Source organism: Photobacterium sp. S4TG1, assembly GCF_036040035.1.
In the GTDB taxonomy this organism is placed as follows: domain Bacteria; phylum Pseudomonadota; class Gammaproteobacteria; order Enterobacterales; family Vibrionaceae; genus Photobacterium.
The window spans coordinates 18,654-40,010 of sequence record NZ_JAYXUH010000015.1 but is presented as its reverse complement, the minus strand read 5'-3'; the positions used below and the strand labels follow the sequence as shown (position 1 = coordinate 40,010).

General features: G+C 37.0%; 18 protein-coding genes and 1 pseudogene. 7 read left to right on the top strand and 12 right to left on the bottom strand.

The annotated features are described in order from the left end of the window. Positions 1 to 75: 75 nt before the first annotated feature. A complete protein-coding gene (locus tag VXS03_RS15580; RefSeq protein WP_327764812.1) occupies positions 76 to 399 on the top strand; it encodes a hypothetical protein in 324 nt (107 codons plus the stop codon). A 55-nt stretch (positions 400 to 454) separates the two neighbouring features. On the opposite strand, the gene VXS03_RS15575 is transcribed toward VXS03_RS15580, so the two are convergent. Next, complete coding sequence (locus VXS03_RS15575) at positions 455 to 793, bottom strand: hypothetical protein (protein WP_327764811.1); 339 nt, start codon at positions 791 to 793, stop codon at positions 455 to 457. A gap of 249 nt (positions 794 to 1,042) precedes the next feature. Between VXS03_RS15575 and VXS03_RS15570 the strand changes: the two genes are divergently transcribed. Next, positions 1,043 to 1,762, top strand: coding sequence for an HAD family hydrolase (locus tag VXS03_RS15570; protein ID WP_327764810.1), 720 nt, complete (start codon positions 1,043 to 1,045; stop codon positions 1,760 to 1,762). Between the two features lie 405 nt (positions 1,763 to 2,167). Next, positions 2,168 to 2,953: a DUF2076 domain-containing protein gene (locus VXS03_RS15565; RefSeq protein ID WP_327764809.1), complete on the top strand. Its 786-nt coding sequence runs from the start codon at positions 2,168 to 2,170 to the stop codon at positions 2,951 to 2,953. A 57-nt stretch (positions 2,954 to 3,010) separates the two neighbouring features. Here VXS03_RS15565 and VXS03_RS15560 read toward each other — a convergent pair whose 3' ends face one another. After that, positions 3,011 to 3,499 (bottom strand): septal ring lytic transglycosylase RlpA family protein, encoded by a 489-nt coding sequence (locus VXS03_RS15560; RefSeq protein ID WP_327764807.1) that lies wholly within the window; start codon positions 3,497 to 3,499, stop codon positions 3,011 to 3,013. Positions 3,500 to 4,020: 521 nt separating this feature from the next. On the opposite strand from VXS03_RS15560, the gene VXS03_RS15555 reads away from it, so the two are divergent. The 3 genes from VXS03_RS15555 to VXS03_RS15545 all read left to right on the top strand — a co-directional run bounded on the left by VXS03_RS15555 (position 4,021) and on the right by VXS03_RS15545 (position 7,375). Continuing rightward, a complete protein-coding gene (locus tag VXS03_RS15555; RefSeq protein WP_442957457.1) occupies positions 4,021 to 4,353 on the top strand; it encodes an SMR family transporter in 333 nt (110 codons plus the stop codon). Positions 4,354 to 4,544: 191 nt separating this feature from the next. After that, on the top strand, positions 4,545 to 6,059 hold the full coding sequence (locus VXS03_RS15550; RefSeq protein ID WP_327764805.1) for a DUF1800 domain-containing protein: 1,515 nt from the start codon (positions 4,545 to 4,547) through the stop codon (positions 6,057 to 6,059). Continuing rightward, a complete protein-coding gene (locus VXS03_RS15545; protein WP_327764804.1) occupies positions 6,056 to 7,375 on the top strand; it encodes a DUF1501 domain-containing protein in 1,320 nt (439 codons plus the stop codon). The genes VXS03_RS15550 and VXS03_RS15545 overlap by 4 nt, the downstream gene beginning before the upstream one ends. Before the next feature lie 80 nt (positions 7,376 to 7,455). On the opposite strand, the gene VXS03_RS15540 is transcribed toward VXS03_RS15545, so the two are convergent. Next, on the bottom strand, positions 7,456 to 8,076 hold the full coding sequence (locus tag VXS03_RS15540; protein WP_327764803.1) for a cold shock and DUF1294 domain-containing protein: 621 nt from the start codon (positions 8,074 to 8,076) through the stop codon (positions 7,456 to 7,458). 346 nt (positions 8,077 to 8,422) lie between these two features. Here VXS03_RS15540 and VXS03_RS15535 point away from each other — a divergent pair, with 346 nt between their 5' ends. Further along, complete coding sequence (locus tag VXS03_RS15535; RefSeq protein WP_327764802.1) at positions 8,423 to 10,291, top strand: ABC transporter ATP-binding protein; 1,869 nt, start codon at positions 8,423 to 8,425, stop codon at positions 10,289 to 10,291. Positions 10,292 to 10,499: 208 nt separating this feature from the next. On the opposite strand, the gene VXS03_RS15530 is transcribed toward VXS03_RS15535, so the two are convergent. The 9 genes and pseudogenes from VXS03_RS15530 to VXS03_RS15490 all read right to left on the bottom strand — a co-directional run bounded on the left by VXS03_RS15530 (position 10,500) and on the right by VXS03_RS15490 (position 20,833). Next, positions 10,500 to 11,126: a Shedu anti-phage system protein SduA domain-containing protein gene (locus tag VXS03_RS15530; RefSeq protein WP_327764801.1), complete on the bottom strand. Its 627-nt coding sequence runs from the start codon at positions 11,124 to 11,126 to the stop codon at positions 10,500 to 10,502. Then, positions 11,123 to 11,398: a type II toxin-antitoxin system RelE family toxin gene (locus tag VXS03_RS15525; RefSeq protein ID WP_327764800.1), complete on the bottom strand. Its 276-nt coding sequence runs from the start codon at positions 11,396 to 11,398 to the stop codon at positions 11,123 to 11,125. The genes VXS03_RS15530 and VXS03_RS15525 overlap by 4 nt, the downstream gene beginning before the upstream one ends. Before the next feature lie 116 nt (positions 11,399 to 11,514). After that, positions 11,515 to 12,384: a hypothetical protein gene (locus VXS03_RS15520; RefSeq protein ID WP_327764798.1), complete on the bottom strand. Its 870-nt coding sequence runs from the start codon at positions 12,382 to 12,384 to the stop codon at positions 11,515 to 11,517. 308 nt (positions 12,385 to 12,692) lie between these two features. Next, positions 12,693 to 12,995 (bottom strand): annotated as a pseudogene (locus tag VXS03_RS15515) (GIY-YIG nuclease family protein); the annotation flags it as partial. Positions 12,996 to 13,254: 259 nt separating this feature from the next. Continuing rightward, complete coding sequence (locus VXS03_RS15510; protein WP_327764797.1) at positions 13,255 to 14,070, bottom strand: hypothetical protein; 816 nt, start codon at positions 14,068 to 14,070, stop codon at positions 13,255 to 13,257. A gap of 109 nt (positions 14,071 to 14,179) precedes the next feature. Continuing rightward, positions 14,180 to 14,305: a hypothetical protein gene (locus VXS03_RS15505; protein WP_327764796.1), complete on the bottom strand. Its 126-nt coding sequence runs from the start codon at positions 14,303 to 14,305 to the stop codon at positions 14,180 to 14,182. Between the two features lie 358 nt (positions 14,306 to 14,663). Next, positions 14,664 to 16,043: a D-alanyl-D-alanine carboxypeptidase family protein gene (locus tag VXS03_RS15500; protein ID WP_327764795.1), complete on the bottom strand. Its 1,380-nt coding sequence runs from the start codon at positions 16,041 to 16,043 to the stop codon at positions 14,664 to 14,666. Positions 16,044 to 16,683: 640 nt separating this feature from the next. Next, a complete protein-coding gene (locus VXS03_RS15495) occupies positions 16,684 to 19,614 on the bottom strand; it encodes a hybrid sensor histidine kinase/response regulator (protein ID WP_327764794.1) in 2,931 nt (976 codons plus the stop codon). Further along, positions 19,607 to 20,833, bottom strand: coding sequence for an acyl-homoserine-lactone synthase (locus VXS03_RS15490; protein ID WP_327764792.1), 1,227 nt, complete (start codon positions 20,831 to 20,833; stop codon positions 19,607 to 19,609). Before VXS03_RS15490 ends, VXS03_RS15495 begins: the two co-directional genes overlap by 8 nt. Positions 20,834 to 21,357: the final 524 nt, after the last annotated feature.

Here is a 21,357-nt window from a genome sequence, read left to right as displayed (position 1 = left end):
TAAAACTAGAGAGAAACAACAAACTCAGTTAAAGTTATTTGTAGATAGATTGATATTATAAAGGAAGAATATACGATGAATCTTGCTCAAGTTGTACTGACAGTACCGTCACATATGGTGCCAGGTGGTATGCCGTATCCAAATCTTAAACAATTGGGTTTTAATGACTTTGAGCGTTGTTCAATCGTCGATACAACAAAGTTAACGCAATTTAAATTTTCAGCACCAGCACTACATGCTACTGAAGCCCAATTCGACGAAGCTATCGAGCAATTTATCTGGCTTTTTGCCAAAGGCACGCCTTATGTTATCGATAAAGAATTTGCTGACAATACTCCCGCTAGCCACCACCGTTATTATTACACCAACAATAAACGCGTCTGCGAAGTGATTTGCTAATGTGCACTAATGGCCAATCTATCCTTTGATTCTAGATTGGCCTCACCTTAGCCCGTTATAGCTGTGCTAGCGTGCCATTATCAGATTGCATCCGTAACCAATCACCATCAGCTTTTAATAAAAGTAACGTTCCATCTATATTCACTGATTTTTCAGTTAAGTGATTAAGTTGGTGAGCATTATTTCTAAATACGCGCTTCAAATCTGTTCCTAAAAGCGTGTTCATATAATGCTGTAAAGCGGCATCTTTTTGAAAAACTACACAAGTGTTATCCGCTAATCGAATCTGTATTTGCTCAATATCAGTAACAACGACATGCTGTTGTGCCAATTCATAAGCAAGATCGAGGTCATTAATACAATTTGTTGTAATCGTCACTACGCTATTACTCATCATTATTTCCTATTGTATAGATATTCGTCGTTAAATCTAAATTACGCTTACAATTGTGAAAATAACATATGATCATTTTTATATTGCATAACCCAATAGTACTCAGCCAATATTAACCACAGATACATCCCGTTATCACATGTAGTAAAAACAACATCGGAACATCATAAAAATGTCATCGTTATTTCCTACTCTCTAATGGCTAATTGCACATTAACTTGAACATAACAACAAAATAAGGAATCGCACTTGTCATTTACCACTCAAACGATAACGAACATAGAAACAGCCATGCCGACTTATCTTGCTATTTTTGACTTAGATGAAACACTCATTGCAGCAGATTCTGCCCGCCTATGGAACCATTTTCTTGTTGAAAAAGGGCTTGCTCCTTCCTCATTACTGACCCATGAACACGCTATGATGGCCGCCTATACAAAAGGCTCGCTTGATATGGATAATTACATGACAATCACACTTGAGCCTCTAAAAGGAAAAACGCCTCACACAATAAAGCAACTGGTTGATGAGTTCATTCGTGTTGTGATTACGCCAGCAATATACCCACAAGCGCTTGATCGTATCGAATGGCACCGAAAGCGTGGTGATCATATTTTAATTATATCGGCGACAGGCGAACATCTGGTTAAGCCGATAGCTACCGCCCTTGGTATTGATGATGTTATTGCGATTGAAATTGAACAAAATAATGGCGTATATACCGGAAAAACCACAGGCATATTAAGTTTTAAAGAAGGTAAAGTTGAACGTTTAAAACTTTGGTTACAACAACAAGATCAATATTATAAAGGCAGTTATGGCTACAGTGATTCAATCAATGATTTACCGTTACTTAGCCGAGTAAATAAACCTTTTGCTGTTAACCCTGATCCAACGTTAGCGATGCATGCTCAAATGCAAGAATGGACCATCATGGATTGGCGTCACGACAATAATATTTTGCGTTAACGCATTCTCCCCTACCAAATTCACACCTTCCTATCTCGCCCTAAAACTAAGCACTACAATCAGGATAAAACGCTCTCAACGTTGAGAGCTGATTACCTATCAATCAATAAATTATATCATTACGCTTGATAATACATTTGTCAGTACCCATTTACAGATAGTAACAAACTAAATTAAATTTCTTGTAGCAAACTATAGATGTAGTACAGCGAACGTAATACAGTATTCGTGCATTCTATTTCGATTGACAAATTATGGTGTAGTGTTCATCACCTATTCAACATCGGTATGGGAATACTATAGTTTGTGAATAATCTTATTTAGCAAGGCTGATGTTAACGAAAGTGTCATCAACCAAGCAACGGTACACCCTACCAATGACAGGGTATTGAGAAGGTAATTATAATGACTCCACAAGAAAAAGAACTTATTCAAAGCGTTGCTGCTAAGCTTCAAAAAAGCCCTGAAAGCAAGAAAGATGCAGAAGCAGAGCAATTTATTAACACTGAAATTGGCGCACAGCCAGATGCCATCTACAAACTAACACAAGCGGTTCTTGTGCAAGAAATGGCATTAAAGCAATTAAAAGAAAAGAACGACTACCTAGAAAAAAACGCTGACTATTACAAAGAAGAATCAAACCGTGGCACCATGAGTCGTATGTTTGGTGGTTCTCGCCAAGCACCTCCACAGCCACCACAACCCCCAGTTCGCCAACCAAGTGCTTTTGGTGGTTTCATGCAGACAGCAGCGGGCGTAGCGGCGGGTATGGTTGCAGGCAGCGTGATCAGTAATATGTTGTTTGATGATAAGCCAGCTGAAACAGCAGCGGCAGATCCAGCACCAGCAGCTGACGCGGCAACAGATACTGCAGCAACAGACACAGCACAAACGGATACAGCCGCTGACGCAACGACTGATCCACAAGCTGATAATGAAAGCTTCTTAAATGACGACTCAAACAGCTTCGCTTCTGACTACACCGGTGGTTTTGGTGATGCTGGCTTTGGCGATAACAATGGCGGCTTTGGTGATTCAGGCTTCGGCGGTGATGATAACGGCTTTGGTACTTCAGGTTTCGGTGACGACAGTGGTTTTGGCAACGACGACACCTTTGCTAACAATAGCGGTTTTGGTGATACCGACGGCGGCTTTGGCGGTGATTTTGGTGGCGACGACGACGATTTCTAATCGCTTTGTCCTGACCTACAACAAAGAGCGCTTATGCGCTCTTTTTTTAGATTATGTTTATTTTAAAATTTCCATCGTGACATTTAATACGCCAGTACGAGGATTACCTATCGCTTTAAATGCTGAGCTTGATAAATCAATTATACGACCACGAATAAAAGGCCCACGATCATTAATCGTAACAATCACACTTTTATGATTACTGATATTGGTGACTTTAACTTTAGTACCAAAAGCCAATGTGCGATGGGCTGCGGTAAGTTTACCTTGATCAAAAATTTCACCATTAGCTGTCTTTCGTCCTTGGAACATATTGGCATAGAAAGACGCTTTACCATGAATAATTTTTGATGATGATTTTGGGGGGGATACTTTTTTAGCCTCTTGTTTAATATCTTTTTTATACTCTACAGGTTTTATAATCAACACTGGGCGTTGTGTCTCTACTTCCGTTTTTTTATCAGGAATATCTGGACTTGCACACCCTGATGCGATGATCAAAATAGCCGCACTTAAACTCCAATTTCGAATCATAGATCCATTCATACCAATGACCTCCACCAAACATTATGATTCAGCTGTTTAGTTATCGATCAATATAAAACAGCCAACGCTTAATAAATTTTATCACCAAATGTGACTTAAATTTGAACAAATTACTATTTTCAGTTTTAAAATAAAAAAAACCGACATTATTAATAATGTCGGTTACAAAAAGGAAATTATAAAACATACTGTTCTCGCACCATTTTTTATTTCTACATCCATTGTAAAAATAAGCAATGACAATCAAATAAAGCAAATTGTATACCAATATCTTATTGTGCTTAAGATCGATAAAATTCCCATTAACTATTACCATCACAGCCTTTATGATACAAATAATATTCTCTCAGTGGATAGTGTTTATATATAACAGTGCAAAATGCATTGCATATCTCTGTGCATTATTGAAACAAGGTAAATATAAATTACTTAAAATTGCCCTAGTCGCGTGCTAAAAAGCCCTTTAAAATGCACGTTTTCAATCAATACAAATATATTTTATGTTTAAGCTATTAACGTCAATGCCACCATTGGTCGCATTATCAATTGCTATTATTTTTGAAGTCATTGCCACCTCATTTATACCTAAAGCAGAACAATTTACGAAACTGGTACCCAGTGTAATTATTATTACAGGTTACGCGATTGCGTTTTTCTTATTATCTGTCACCGTAAAAACCATGCCAGTAGGAATTGTGTATGCTATCTGGAGTGGTTCAGGCATTGTTCTGGTTGCCGCCATTAGCTATATTGTTTATGGGCAACGCTTAGACTTACCCGCTATTATTGGTATTGGATTAATTATTGCGGGTGTATTAGTCGTAAACCTTTTATCAAAAACTGTTTCGCATTAAGTGACAATCTCATCTTTATTTTTATTCATAGAAAGAAGAATAGTTAATCTTCTTTCTATTTATAAAGCTGTTTATATCCAGTGTTTTACAAAAAATATTTTGAAACATTAAATCAATAACATTTTCAATAAAAAATATAAAATAGACTACCAAAGTGACGGTGTATTCTGCACCGTGAATAAGGATATTTTATGTCACATCCATCATTAAAATTAACCCACCAACATCAAATGGCGGCTCTTTTATATCGCGCAACGTTTGGTCCACAAATTAATGAAATAAAGACATTCTTTGATCTAGATATAAGCCAATGGTTTGAGGCTCAATATAACGCTCCTGCATCTTATCATTTACCCCAATTGCGACAAGCGCTACTGCTATCAAATAAACCAAAAGCAACAACTAACTTACGTGTTGGTGTATGGTGGCAATATGCGTTAACAGGCGAAGATCAACTAAGACAACGTATGGCTTATGCCCTTAGCCAAATTTTAGTTGTATCAAGTGTTGGAGTCGGTAACCGCCACGAAGAGCTCGCCGCGTATTATGATTTATTAATTCAGCATAGTTTTGGCAATTTTCGAGATCTACTTAAATCTATTACGATAAATACTGCAATGGGGCGTTACCTTACTTTACGTCGCAGTGCTAAAGCTAACCCTAAAAATAACACTTTTCCAGATGAAAACTACGCACGAGAGCTGATGCAATTATTTACTATTGGTCTATGGAAGCTGGGGAGTGACGGGAAACCTCTAGTTGACCATAATGACAATAATATTCCAGCATATAGCCAAAATGACGTCCAAGAATTAGCACGCGCGCTTACAGGTTGGCAAGGTGGACATAATGAATACCCAATGGAACCACGCGAACAGGATCACGATACAGATCAAAAAATGATTCTTGATCACTACTTTGCAGCAGGACAAACAACAGAACAAGATCTTGATCAAGCACTTGATGTGTTATTCAATCATCAAAACACACCATTTTTCATTGCTAATTTATTGATAAAACGTTTCGTTACTAGTAACCCTACTCAGCAATACTTATGCCGTGTCGCGCAGGCTTTCATTGACAATGGCAATGGTGTTCGAGGCGATCTTAAGTCAGTATTGTGGGCAATATTAACTGATCATGCAGTACTAAAAGGACAAGCTAGCTCTCACAGCCATAATGGACTGCTGAAAGAGCCTATATTGATGGCTGCCAATCAAGCTCGTGCACTTAATGTGACATCGTTGGGTGATTACTGGGAAGTAACAAACAATGTCCGCCATTTTGGACAAGGGCCATTACAATCAGAAACTGTATTTAATTTCTATTTACCTGACTTTGCTCCTCAAGGCGAAATAAGTTCAAATAATTTAACTTCGCCAGAGTTTAGTTTATTAACTAACCACCAAATGCTATCGATTCATAACCGTATTTGTGCCGTCATTGATGGTTACAGAGCCACCAAACCACAGCAATGGTTTTACAATATTAATCCTTTTATTGCTGTACACCATGATCCGTTTGCTTTCGTTGATTTAATAAACGACCGTATCTTTGCTGGTGCAATTTCTACATCACTCCGTAACCAATTAATGGATCTTTTAGTTAATAAAATTCCTACTAAATCACCACCTCGTCGTGTAGAAACAGCCTTATATACTGCTTTTACTTCACCAGAGTTCTTTTGTCAGGAGTTTAACGCATGACAATTAAATTATCACGTCGTCGTTTTTTACAATCAACGGCCGCATTATCAGCAGCAACATTATCTGCACCGGCGTTAGCGTCACCACAAATGAACGCAGTAGATGGATATAAAGCACTCGTTGTGATCTTCTTACACGGTGGTAACGATGCTTATAATATGATTGTTCCAACATCAGCGAATGCTTATGCTGATTATCATGCTGCACGTCCAAAGTTATGTTTAACTGAAACAGAAATAATTCCATTACCGATAAAAACAGATAACCACATAGGTATTGGCATTCACCATAAAATGTCAATGCTAGCGCCATTATTTGCCAATGGCGAAATAACGGCACTGATTAATAGTGGCCAACTACTAGCACCAACAACCGCAACTGCAATAGCGAATAATCAAGTAGAGTTACCGCAATTTTTAATGGCACATAATATGCGACAAAATTTGTGGCAAACAGGGACTCATGCCCATAACAACCCTTTAGGTTGGGCAGGGAAAATGATGGATATGTTAAACCTCAACAGTGAACTATCCCCGCTTATTGGCCTAAATGGTGATAAACGAATGTTACGTAGTCTCTCTAGTGGGCAAACAATTATTAACGATCAAGGTGTTAATAAATATTCTAAATGGGGAGATCCTATTAAAATCGATCAGTATTTTGCACACTTTACTGAACGTAACTATGACAATATTTACAGTCGAAATTTCGCCAAAGTAATGCAACAAAGTGTTACTGATAATGAAGCATTAAAGCAAATATTAGCAGCTCATCCAGCAACCCAAGTTTATCCTGACACTCAATTAGGTAAGCAACTTCAAATGGTTGCACGTTTGATCGATGCGCGTAAAACTCTAGGCCAACAGCGCCAAGTATTTTTTGTTAGCCGCGGTGGCTTTGATACTCATGTCAATCAAAAAGTAGCACATAATAAATTATATACAGAGATTGCCGAAGCTATGGCAGCCTTTAATCAGGATATGCACACTCAAAACATCCACCAGCAAGTAACTACACTTACTATGTCTGATTTCGGACGCCGTATTCAAGCTAATGAATCAGGAACAGATCACGGTTGGGCTGGTCATCAATTGGTAATGGGTGGTGCAATTAAAGGTGGGCAAGCTTATGGCTCATGGCCAGATTTAACGGTTGGCAGTGAAGATGACTTTAATAATGGTCGTATTATTCCAAGTATGGCAGCCGATCAAATTAATGCATCAGTATGTCGATGGTTTGGGCTTAATGATCAACAAATCTTAACCCTATTCCCCCACTTAATTCAATTTGATAAACCATACGTACCATTTATTTAAAAGAAAAAAAACACAGGTGATTTACATACTTTCGCCTGTGTTTTTTAACACTAATACAGCAACCACCAACACCGCGGTAATTAATAGCCTATAGAAGCAATAACGTTATGTAACCAGTGCTGCCCTAGTGGCGTAAATACAATGATAAAAATGCTGATATTAATGAAAACTGTTAACCATAAAATGGCTTTAAACGGCTGTTTTTGTGATTTATGACGCAGGATTTTCTGTGCCCATAATGCACCGGGCCAACCACCAGCTAATGCTAATAAATGCAGGCTTGCTTCTTTGGTTCGCCATGCCTCTTTGCGTGCTGCTCGTTTATCATGCGCATACACAGCAAAGGTCACAATACTTAAACAGACATAACCAATTAATACCCAATACGGGCACTGAAATAGCCATACACAAAGGCTAACCAAACCGAGAAACAACACACTGAATCCTTGGGCCTTACTCATTGGAGCCGTATATTTATCTAACCCAGAATGAGGCTTAACAAATTCAACAGCTTGTGCAGCTTGCTTACCTTTATTATCCCGACCCAATTGATAATGTACACTTTCATTCACTCGAGGGCGGCTTTGGCGATCCACTAGTGCGCTAATATGAAAAAACACATTTTCACCACCCGCTTGAGGCTGAATAAAGCCAAAGCCTTTTTGATGATTCCATTGCACAACCGTGCCTTTATATTTCATGTTTTACCTATCGTTTTACACTGTAAACAGAACGAAGATTAATTAACGATGAATAATAGATAACACCATGAATTATTGATGCTTTATTATAACAATTATCAATGAATACTTTGTTTAATAACGGCTATAACGACATTACACTGCCGTAAACCTTTTTTTGCTATCAAGTTAATACTTTCATCACTAAAAATATCACAATTGTTGAGTGTGATTAAAGTAATGCATACAATAGCAACACACCCTCTTCCATTATTGTTATTAAAATAATTGTCGTAACCACGGCTTAATACTCATCTATACATCTCGTTAATTTGCTTATTGCGCCTTTCATCAAATTAGGTGAACCATGTTTAAACGCTTTGAAAATTTCACAGATGCATTTCCCAAACAAGACCCAGAGCAACCACCACAAGGTATTATTGCTTTTTGTCGTTACTATAGCCGAGGCTTTGAAAAACCATTGCTTATAATGGCAATCCTTAGTGCAACTGTTGCTATTCTCGAAGTTGTATTATTCGGTTTTATGGGAAAACTGGTTGATTGGCTAACAGAAAGTAATCCACATACTTTTCTGGCTCAAAATGGTACGAGTCTGTTTTGGTTAGGGTTGGTTATTTTGGTATTAATGCCAACACTGGTATTAATTTCATCGTTAATTACCCATCAATCATTATTGGGCAACTACCCGATGTCAATTCGATGGTTAGCACACCGTTACTTGCTCAAGCAAAGTGTGTCGTTCTATCAAGATGATTTTGCTGGCCGTATCGCGACCAAGGTTATGCAAACCTCACTTGCGGTGCGTGAAACAGTAATGAAAACCGCTGACGTATTTGTCTATGTTGCGGTTTATTTTACGTCATCGTTAGTCATTCTAGCCCAAGCTGACTGGTTATTAATGCTACCAATGTTATTTTGGTTAGCCGCTTATATCGGCATTCAATTATATTTTGTTCCCAAGCTTAAACATATTGCTGCTAAACAAGCTGATGCACGTTCAACCATGACGGGCTCAATTGTGGACAGCTACACCAATATTTCCACCGTAAAATTGTTTTCTCATGATCAGCGCGAAACCGAATATGCTGAAAAAGGTATGCAGGGCTTTTTAAGCACTGTTCATAAACAAATGCGGTTAGTGACAGGATTTAACTTCTGCGTTCAATTAACTAACTATACCCTGCTGTTTGCTATTTCTTCGATCTCGATTTATCTATGGATGCACGATGCTATTCAAGTGGGTGCGATCGCGATTGCTATCAGCCTTGCATTACGCATCAATGGTATGTCGATGTGGATCATGTGGGAAGTGGGTGCGTTATTTGAAAACATCGGTACGGTTGTAGATGGCATGAAAACTTTATCAAAGCCAATTTCGATTGAAGATGCCCCTGATGCTAAACCATTAGACGTCACTCAAGGTGGTATTGAATTTGATGATGTTAGCTTCCATTATGGCGAAAATAAAGGCGTGATCAGCCATCTTAACCTTAATATTAAACCCGGAGAAAAAGTAGGTTTAGTCGGGCGTTCTGGCGCAGGTAAATCAACCTTAGTTAACCTATTATTGCGCTTCCATGATGTTGAAGGCGGACAGATACGTATTGATGGTAAAGACATTACCTCTGCCACTCAAAATTCGTTACGTTGTAACATTGGTATGGTTACCCAAGACACCTCATTGCTGCATCGCTCCATTCGTGAAAACATACTCTATGGCGCCCCTGATGCTGGTGAAGAACGTTTATTAGCGGCAACACACCAAGCACATGCGCATGAGTTTATTGAAACGCTCACCGATTCTTTTGGTAATGTCGGTTATGATGCTCAAGTGGGTGAACGTGGGGTTAAACTTTCAGGAGGACAACGTCAGCGAATTGCTATTTCACGGGTCTTACTTAAAAACGCTCCGATATTGATTCTAGATGAAGCCACATCAGCGTTAGATTCTGAAGTTGAAGCCGCGATTCAAGACAGTCTTAATAAATTGATGCAAGGTAAAACCGTCATAGCCATTGCCCACCGTTTATCGACCATTGCCGCGATGGATCGTTTGATTATCCTTGATAAAGGCCAAATCATTGAGCAAGGCTCCCATGCTGAGTTATTACAGCAAAATGGAATTTATGCACAATTATGGGCGCATCAGACGGGTGGGTTTATTGGCGAGCAGAATGTTTCTGACAGCGCTGATGATTTGAATCGGAATATATAAAGATATTACCACTACAATGAAGCCGCTTTTTTAGCGGCTTATTTTTTGAATGCTTTATGGTGGGTTAGCTGATTAGCTAACTTACTTGTGGACAGAAACTGTTTAGATTCTTTGCTCTATTCTAGTGAGTAGACATTAGAAAAAGTAAGAGTAACGCCTAACTCAGGTGCGCTGAAGGTATCATCTGGATTATATTGTTAGTTTTGAATTAGAATGATTCAAGGATAGCGTATTGATCAGCCATTGCTTCATAGAGTTCATCGAACGTGTAACAAGTAATATGCTTACTATCAATAAGAGATTTACTTCTTCGTTGCTCAAAACGCTCATTGCAATCCCCTCGTGATAAGGAGCTTTGCCTCCCTATAATTAATGCCCCTTTATATTTTATTTCAAAGTGCCCAAACTCGGATTTCATATTTTGAGTCTGATTATTTGCAGCTAAATGTAGGTACCAATCGACAACTTGACTGTAACCTTTTTCAAACCTTGCAGCCCATGAATGCACCGATGTTTTTTTATTTATTTTTTTTGTAAAAATCGAGTTATCCTTTGCATCTTCAAATTCAATAAACACAAACTCTTGCATAGCTCCATTTGCCACAACAAAATCAGCTCTAAATTTTCCAATTAAAGGCAACTCATTATTGTAGTTTCTAGGGGCATCAATACCGACCACGCGGCCCATAAGTAGAATTAATTGAGGTCTACTTTTAAAGAAATTAAGGAGCTGTGTTTCATCTATTTCTGAGTTATTTTTTAGCAAGCTTTCGAATTCATCAAGCTCATTTTTACATTGAGTGCTTTTTAGTTGATTTGATTTTAATGAGATCATGCTTCTGACCTCATTATCTTTGAAATGCCATCAATCTTAATAAAATCAACAATAAATATTTCTTTGTTTTTCTTTGAGTAGATTATTCTAAATTTATTGTCTATTCTTCCGGAGTAAAGTTTTCTGCCTCCTTTCAAAACAGATGAGTGGATTTCCCTTTCTTTACCTTCTTGTAAAAGATTTATGGCTCTATGTGCTTTTTCCTGTATTTCTGTAGGAAGTGATTCAAAGGAGTCCATTGCCCTTTGAGTGAATTTTATCAATATGCTCATCTGACTCTTAGTGATTACTTATATAAGGTGAAAAGATTAATACGCATTAAACCTAACGCCGCCAGCTGGGCCGAAAAATAGAGCGAAGCGGCGTTTTTTGGGTCCAGCTGGCTTTGTTAGGTATTTCCTGCCTCGGTTTTCACTGGCAGTAAAATTCTAGCCTTGTCTATCCAAGTCTCATCTTGATATTCCTTTCCCGTGCGCTTAGAAAACTCATCTAAATAATATGATCTGAAGCATAACCAAAATCCATTCTCATCTTCCGCCTCTCTCCTGATACAAGAATAATACGGAGATACAGTAGACTTGATATCGAAATCTATTACCGAGTCATCGTCATCATCTCTGTAAACCATGACCTCCAAAACCTTTTGCTTTTCTGGTGTCATATCACGGAAATAGTCATCGACGTTTCCCTTAATCTCTTGCTCCCAGGTTGTCTTTGTTACCTCAGCAATAACAAGGTTGAGCGTAACAACATAAGTTCTATTTGATATTTGCGAAACTACTTTGATGTATTTGTTTTCGAGTAACGCTTTAAATGCCAGATTTGAAAAATCTAGAGTTATATCTCTCAGTGTTAATTCACGAAGTTTTTCTTTCGACTCCCAGCCTAAATGGGAAAATGATTCTGTATATTTTTGCAAGAGAGCCTCATCCTCTTTGGCTTTCTTTCTTTCATTCTCGGCTTTTTCTTCAAGATCTTGCTTGGCCAGCTTTTTGGCCTCGATTTTTCCATTCACAAAATTCCAGACTAACTCCCCCACCCAAGTAATAATTTGCCCAATAATCGAACCAAACCCAACACCTGCCAGTAGGACTACTATAGAAATATTTTCTTCTGGCGTTCCGAAGGACTTTGCAAGCTCACTAAAGTATTTCCAAGATACGATAATGAACACAGCAACTGAAATGTATTTCAAAGCAGCTTTCGGCGATGTCAGTGCCGAAAGAAGCTTAATTATTGTTGTGGCGGTTTCACTCAAAATTGTCTCCGTATTTGACGGTACCTAACAGTGTATTAACGTATTCTTTCTTTATACACTGCTTAGTGACTAAATATTTAGGCAATTATACTTTTTATGTGCATGCGGTGTCATTATCGCAGTAACGCTTTATTACTTTTGAAGACAGTAAGCTAACAGTAAAATAAAAGGTATAATTAAAACTAATCAAAAATCACGTTAATACAATATGAATGAGTAAAAGGTCTAACGCATAATGGGGCATAAATAAGTTTACTAACATGCCCCTATTCGATCTCTATTAGCAAAAAAACACGCCCCTAAAATAACTATGCTGCTTCACTTAATCTCAAGCTTTCATAGTAATCCTCAGCCAAAGCAGTTATTTTAAATTCAGCGTCTATTCCGACTATCTTTTCTACGGCTTCTTGGATAGATGCTAGATCGACATTAAAGAACTCTTTGCGAAGATTTACAGCATTTACACGTTTAGAATTAAACTCTCGGTGTAGCGCAGTTTCAAGACCTGGAGCGTCATCGGTGTAAATCATTGCATGTACATCAAATGGGAATGGTACACTTGCATCACCAAGTTCTTTAACCCTATCCATAGGCTCTAAACGACGGGAGAGAAACATAGGACAGCCATAAATTTCATGAGGTCTATCCATTATCTATGCAACACGAGTTTGAGCATTAAAGAAGCTAACGACAATAATACCTCTACAACGCGCGGATGGTAGATTCCCTATCGCCCTCGCGGGCATTTACTGTAGGGAATGACGGAATTTGAACACGGCATATGTTGTAAAGAATAACGAAGTTTGAACGCAGGCATTGTTGCTGAGAATGGCAGCAGCGAGAGAAAAAGTTATAGGTGTCCATTATTTTTTATTCACAGGTATTTCCTACAGGAATAGACCACGTTGTCCCGTCGAGAGCTTTATTAAATTCAAGGTAGGCCAATAACCGTTTTTTAGTACTTGTTGTAACCGATTCTAACTCTGAAGCAACGCGAGTTGGATGAACTGCATTTTTCCCTGAATCATTAAATGTAAAGAAAATACAATTTATAGCTCTGGAATTAATTCGATTTATTTCTTTGACTTTAATTATATTCCCAGTATCAACCACTAGTGATTTTTGAAGTCCTTTTGCTAATTGTTGAGCTGCTTTTTTATGAGACTCTTCTTGATAGTTGATTTCAATGAAATTATCAACATCATCTCTAATTCCATTGCCATCTATGTCAATCCCTAATAACTCATCACTTCTATCAGTTAAGTTTGGTATTAAATTTGATTCAGCCAGCTGATCTATTCTCTCTTTGTCTGTAAGTTCAGAAGATATTCCAAGTTCAAACCATGGGCCGTTTGAATTAGATGCACCGAAGCTAGGTTCTTCGTTTTCATTCCACCATTTCGATAAGTAAAAATTAGATTTATGCTTAACTAAAACCCCTTTGGAATACGTTTCAGATGGCTCCCAGAGTTCAATTTTTGACGTGTCAAATGTTACCCAGCCATCTAGATTGTCTGTATTATCTTCTGGCTTGTAATTAAAACTCCGCGAGGTTGCAATATAAGTCATATCTTCCCATGATATAATATCACCTGTTTCATATTGCTTGTTATCTTCCCATAATTCAGAAGCCATGGATGTATTGTGTGAGAATATAAATATAATTAATAATAGTACTCTTTTCATGTTTATCTCTTGATGGTTAAATTTCGAGAGCATTTTATTATGATAAAAAAAAGAGATAAATTATGTTTATAACATTTACGACTGTTTATAAAAGTTATCATGATCGTGACTATGTTGTTGCAATTAATAACAGAGTGAAATAACAAATTTCATCTGAAAATTTATTGTTTAAGTCAAAGTTACAACCACGGTTCTGTTCAACTTCTAGTTGGCCAGCAGCCAATAAAAGAAACATGGGACAGCCATATTTCTTTGAAGACTACCCGTGATCTATCCACCACACGTTTGGGTATTACAAACACCAACGAAAAAATAACTCTACAACGCGCAAATAGTAGATTCCCTATCACCCTCGCGGGCATTCACTGTAGGGAATGATGGCATTTGGACTCTGCATATATTGTAGGGAATAACGATGTTTGAACGCAGGCATGTGTTATTAAGAATCGCAGCAGCGAGAGAAAAAGTTATGGGTGTCCATTATTTTTTTATTTTTTAGCATTGTTATATCCAAATAAAAGCCAATACCTTATTCACTTTCGACTAAGAGTATTGGCTTTATTTGTATGATAACTATTGCGGTTGTTTTAACGTTACAGACCGAAAGATGCTATCAAATTATGGAAATACAGTGAGATACTTGCCCAAGTTCGAGTGAACCAGCCGCCTTGTTGAACGCTGTTGAGTGCGACAAGTGGCTTCGATTGAATAACTTTGTCTTTATAGGTTACGGTAATTTCACCTAATTTTTCACCCTTCTCAACCGGTGCTTTGATATCACGGTCAATTTGAAGCTTAGTTAGCAGATCTTTCTCATCAACACTGGAAGGAAGAACCAAGGTTAATGGCTTATCAAGGCCTAAAGAAACAGTATCTTGTTTTCCGCCCCAAACGTTTTGTTCAGAAAGATTACTGTTTGCTGCAGACAAGGTGTCTTGCTTGAAGAAATGGAAACCGTAATTAAATAGTGCCTTACTTTGAGCAGCAACATCATTCAGTGATTTTGTGCCTAGAACAACTGCCACCAACTTCATTGGGTTATTGGGTATCTTAGCGGAGCTTACCAGTGAGTAGCCCGCAGCTTCTGTACTGCCTGTTTTCATGCCAGTCGCATACTGATAAGTGAACAATAAGCGATTGAAATTTGGTTGGCGGATATGATTGTATTCAAAATACTTTTGACTGAAAAAAGGAAAGTATTGAGGATAATCATTCATGAGATGCTGTCCAAGCAGCCCAAGATCATAAGCGGTTGAGAAATGTGCTGGCGCAGGCAGACCCATGACAGTTGTGAAATGGGTATTGTGCATACCGAGCTTAACAGCTGTCGCGTTCATCATTGCAACGAATGAAGATTGCGAACCCGCTATGTAATTTGCCAGAGTGACAGCGGCATCATTGCCTGATTCAACAATGACACCTGAGATAAGATCTTTTACTGAAACAAAAGAGCCAGGCTTTAAGAACATTCTTGATCCACCCGTGCGCCACGCGACTTCTGGTACTTGTACTTTTGAGTCTAGTGAAATTACACCGTCAGCCAGTTTTTGTTCAACAATGTACATGAGCATTAACTTGGTGGTGCTGGCTGGGGCCATACGCACGTTGGCATCGTTAGCGGCAATAATCTGTCCCGTATTAGCATCCATTAAAATGAAAGCGCGTGCCTCAACTTGAGGTGAGAATATTCCTGCCTGAGCCCATTTTTGCACCAGTGTTTCTGGAATCCCATTATTACTACCCGCTTCTGGTGGTGCAGAAGGCACTTGTATATTTTCTGGAATACTGGTTTTTACGTCGATAGCGCCAAAGCTATTAAGTGGAGCTTGAGCTTCTTTGTATTGCGTTGCCGCGAAGTAATCACTATCGGGCATAGTGTTCGTTGTATTATTGCTAGATGTGGCAAATACGGTACTAGAGGTAAATAATACGGCGATAGTTGCTGCTAAGGAAAGTTGTTTGATTATTGTCATAAGAATACTTAATTTATAGTTACTTACTAAAAGCGCGATAGAAAAAAGCGATTAGATAGAATACTGACTCCAGTAAGGGATTAATGCCTTGCAGAGTCTATCCATCACAACCACAAAAACGGGGAATGCCTTTTCGTTCTTGATCAGCGTTACAATGACTTTGGTTACAGATCGTATTCCTATAATGATGTTTCGATCATTATGCCTATATGACCTTAATCCCGTTGATGGCTATACCCAAATGATGGCGCGTAAGTCCTGCTTTCTCTGCAGATCATTAAACCTCATATTGGTTATAGCCTCTCATATATTGTCTATTTCCATTTTACCAGCAGATTCTTTATAGAAACCTGAACGGCAATGATGTTTATACCGCATAAAACCCAGCAAGTAATTCTTTTTGACGATAGAGAAAACATGGGATAGACATTTATTATGGAAATAGAATAATGAGAACGATCTATGCTCTATTCCTAGCAAGATTAAGCTTTATAAGACTGTAATGGAAATTATTCGATAACGTGCGGGTGGTAATTGCCTTCACGTATTCGTTGTAGTTTTTGACTATCGTTGCCAATTAAAACTGACTACTATTTTGTGTTAATCGTTAGGCTCACAGACTTACTCAAATAAATCAGCGTTATATGGAGTGATTAATACAAACATCTCGTTTTACAATCATTTCTTTGGCGTCTGATTCAGGAATCCAATACTGAAGTTTTTGTATCAGTTGTTGGCGAATAATAGGTTTAACCAGATGATCATTCATATATTGATTAATATCTTTCGTTACTTTACTACAATATTCACCAGACAGAGCAATGATAGGTATATTACAGCCCTTTTTCCGCAAGATTTTAGTCACTTCCAGTCCATCTATTTCAGGCATATGAATATCCATCAAAATGAGATCAGGTAGTGCTTGCTCAACGATGCGTAATGCATCATTCCCACTATTAGCCTGTAGTACCGTGATCCCTTCTTTAATTAAATAGCTGTGTACTAACATACGATTAACTTGCATATCATCAACAACTAATACACGTTTTCCAATCAAGTGCCCAAGGGGTTTGAGTGATCCACTGTCGACCAATGATTTTAATGATTGAGCAAATAACATCGGGCTATCACTGACCCTAAAATCACCCTGAAAAAGATTAGAGTCAAAATAGAGACAGCTTGTATTCTCACTGGTCAATGCAATTAATGGTATTTTCTGTACGTTACTACCAAAATCACCCGAACGGATGCTCTTAAATGCTTCAAATTGCGTTTGCGATAGAGAAAGATCATAGATCACAAAATCCACTTTACTATTAACAATATGCTGAGCTGCACTCTCCCAGTTATCAAAGGTAGATACCAGGATATTAAAGCTAGAAAGTAGAGATGAGATAAGAGTGGTATTCTCTTTTTTGCCCATCACAAGAACTTGTTTGCCAGTTAATACATCTTTTAGTTCCTTAAATAAATTATCAGGAATATGTTCTTCGTTGATAATAGGAAACGTTAATCTAAAGCGAGTATAACTGCCATATTTTGATTGGCAGTGAATATTGCCCCCAAAAGCCTTCATTACACGACGACAATATGCTAATCCAAGTCCTGTACCATTACTTTTTCCTGATGTGTAAAAGTCATCAAAAATTTGTGGAATGGCATTATCAGCAATACCTGGTCCCGTATCGGTAACAATGATGTAGTTTTCTAATTCGCCACGTTCAAGATGAATAGAAAGCGTACTCAATGGGTATTGTGAAAAATAATAAACTGCATTTTTAACTAGATTAAACATCACAAAGCTAAATAGAGTCTCATTCACCAAAAATTGAAAATCATTTTGAGTATTAGTTATTACACGCGCTTGATGAGAGTCTCCAGCGAAACCATACTCATTCAGCGCTTGTTTTATTAATCGGCTAGCTGAATGTGCACTAAATGTCTGTGGGTTAATACTATTGCCTTTAATCTCATCAATAATAATATCAATAAACCGGCTTCCAAGCTGAACCGCTTTTTTACTTTCAGTTAGCTCTTTATAGAAATCTTTCATTTGTTCATTTAAAAAAGGATGTGCCGAGTTATTGCTGACATTTAATAAATCAGCATCAATACGCTCAAAATGGTATTGAATTTTTGATAATGGATTTCTAATCTCATGGGCGATAGAGCCCGCTAATACTTGTGATTTCCTTACTTGTTCTTCTGAGCGAATATATTGGTTAGCTTGTTCAAATAAAACTTGTAGAGCCTCAATTTCTTCACTGGAGAACAAACTATTATGGTCTTTTTTTGACACCATAAATAGATGAGATATATCGCCATTTTTACTCACTATAGGCAAAACTAACGCAGAATTACTGGCATCCATATCCTGCTTGAGCTGACTAATATTACTAAGTTCTGTATGCTTTTCATACTGAATCTGAAATTCCAGTTCATCTTTTACCAATACTGAGTAATTACCTGCAAAATATTTTTTAAATGCAGAAAATTCTGAATGGCTATTAATATTTAGAATCTGTCCTTTCTTTGTATTAAGTAATTCGTTAAGTCGAATAATACCGTGTTCAGTTGAGTGCTGAAAATGAAAAATAACTTTTTGAATATTTTCAGACGGATTCCCATTCTTTCCATAAAATAATCGATTCAATCCTCGCTTAATTTTAGCTAATGATAATTGCCAGCTAAATCCAACTAAGGCAATTAATAAAATAATAAATAGAGGATCGTTATCGAAAATAAGATTTGAAAAAAAAGAATAAATAAACAAATAAACAAATACATTACTTAAGATGCTAACACATTGAAATGCGATATAACGTAAAGAATAAAACCGATTAAATAGCAACGCATATCCAATTAAGAGCGTCTCAAAAATAGCCAATGTTGGCGGTAGCCAAGCAAGGGAAAAATCACCAAGAGCAAAGGGAACAAACGAATGTACTATCAGTGTAGTTATCATAAAGATAACCATACCTATAATCATATACTGAGATTTTTTCTGTATAAGAGCAGAGTTAGAGCGATTATAAATTAGAAAATTACGAAATGTTAATATTAAAAGCACTGCACCACAAAGAAAAAGCACTGATGCTTGTGGACCAAATGTAATTACGAAATCCCCCGCAGCAATAACCTTTACATCGATAACTGCCTGATTAGGTAATAAGTTAACCATCAGAGAATAAAGTAATAAAGCTATACAAATTAGTTTTTGGTGTAATAATAGTTTATTATTAGAACGTATAGAAATTAAGCTACATGAAAAGAGATAAGCACAAATAAAAGCAGAAAAAGAGGTTAAATTAGCAAAAAGTGCTATTTTAATGGCTGAATTTTCACTAAAAAAAGTAAGTAATTCTGATTGAAAATAAGCATTAGACAATATCCATAAAACGATAAATATAGAATAAGCTAAATAGGGATAATACACACTCTGCTTAACTCCTGACCGAGAGGTAAATAAAGTAAAGCTAAAATATCCAATCCAAGCCAAAACAATACTAGCAGCGAAAAATAATAATGCGACGCGTGATACAGATAAAAGTAAATGAAAAATATCAGACATTAACGGTCTCTCTCATAACTTTACGCATAACTACAATTTTCTTTTTATAATCTTTATAGCTATTTTTCTTAAAACCTTCATTTATACATTTTGTTAGCCAAAAACCTTTATACGTAATACAGCCATTTTCATTAACGTCCTGATAACCGGTATTAATGTAAGATGGCATTAGATGAGAGTCTTGATTTAATGCATTATAAAACAGAATCATTGTAGGCTGCTCAATAATAGTAAAGACGATATCGTAACCTCGTTCACAAAGAGCTTGAGCTATCATTTTTTGACACTGATACAAAAAGAATGAACGTTTAGCTAACGGTCCACTAACCGTCAATCTTAATACCTCACAAATGGCTTTATAATCAATGAGTGTATCGACTAATTGAGATTCAAATTCCAAGATACTAGAAGGGTGGAAGGTAAAACTAAGGGCATCAGAAAAAACGCCTGTCTGACGTAGTGCGTTTAGTTTCTTTTCATTTACATCAACTTGCCAGCGACTATTTTGGAAAAATGGATCAAATGTCAGCCAATTATCTCTTAGTTCCCAACCTTGAATTAATGCCGTCGAAGTAATAGTTGCTAAACCATTATCATCACCTTGCAGCATAATAAAATGTTGGCCTTTTTGCGAAAGTTCTAAATAAAACAGCATTTCATACCAGTGCTGCTCTTTTATGAATGTTTCAATATTTGTCAAGACAATAGCATCTGACAGAAGCATAGGTTTATTATAATGATGAGTCATAAATAGACGTTCATCGTTTTCAATATGCATTACAATTTCTGAAATAAACTCATTTGGCGCACATGTATGTACTTTATTTAGTGCCGCTATACGATTATTTTGATATTGTTCCACACGGTTAATAATTTTATATGATTCATATTCAGCCCAGCAATATAATATATTACCAAATAGAGAAATTGCGAGTTTCTCTATATCCAGATAAATTTCAGGTAGTCCTTCTAAAAGGCTATGTCCACAAATTTGATTAGCTATATCACTGGTAAATATTTGGTGTAAATTTCCGCTATAATTTTCACAGGTTTGGATCTGTGCCATACGATGGGATACGATTTTTGAGAAAATATCATATTCACCATTTTGATGAATATAAGTATGAATAAAATCTAACCCAAGTTGCTTTTGAGACTCAGAGTGGAAATCAGCTGATTTTATTGGAAAACAAGTCATTAAAGAATCAATCAGGTTCATAATTAATATGCATATCAAGAAGTAAAAATATGCGTTTATTTTATTTATGTTTTTTCTTTTGACAATCTTATTTATTAACCAATTCTGTTATTTCTTAAACGGTTTCATTTAATGTGATTCAAGTCATATAAATTCAGTTGCATTACATCCTGTAGTTTTCGATTTGATGCTCTCACTTGGTAAACTTACCTAATTATTAAATTTGCAAGATCTGATGAAAGTACCCAATATCACTCTCTACATCAAACATAACTTTGTGTCTTTTGTCATTTTTTACTCAATATTTGGTTAAACACCACTACTAGGCTGATATTTAACCTTTAATAACAATAACCCTACTTAGTTCCACATTTAATCACGCAAAACAACAATATCTTATTATAATTAATTAAACAGATGGTTAATAAACCTTAATCGTGCATGAATGGAATTTTGACTTAACACACCGAGAAGAAAATCTAATGTTGCAATAGCGTAACTTGAACCCTTTTCCCGTCAGACGTAACATGCGCACACCATTATTT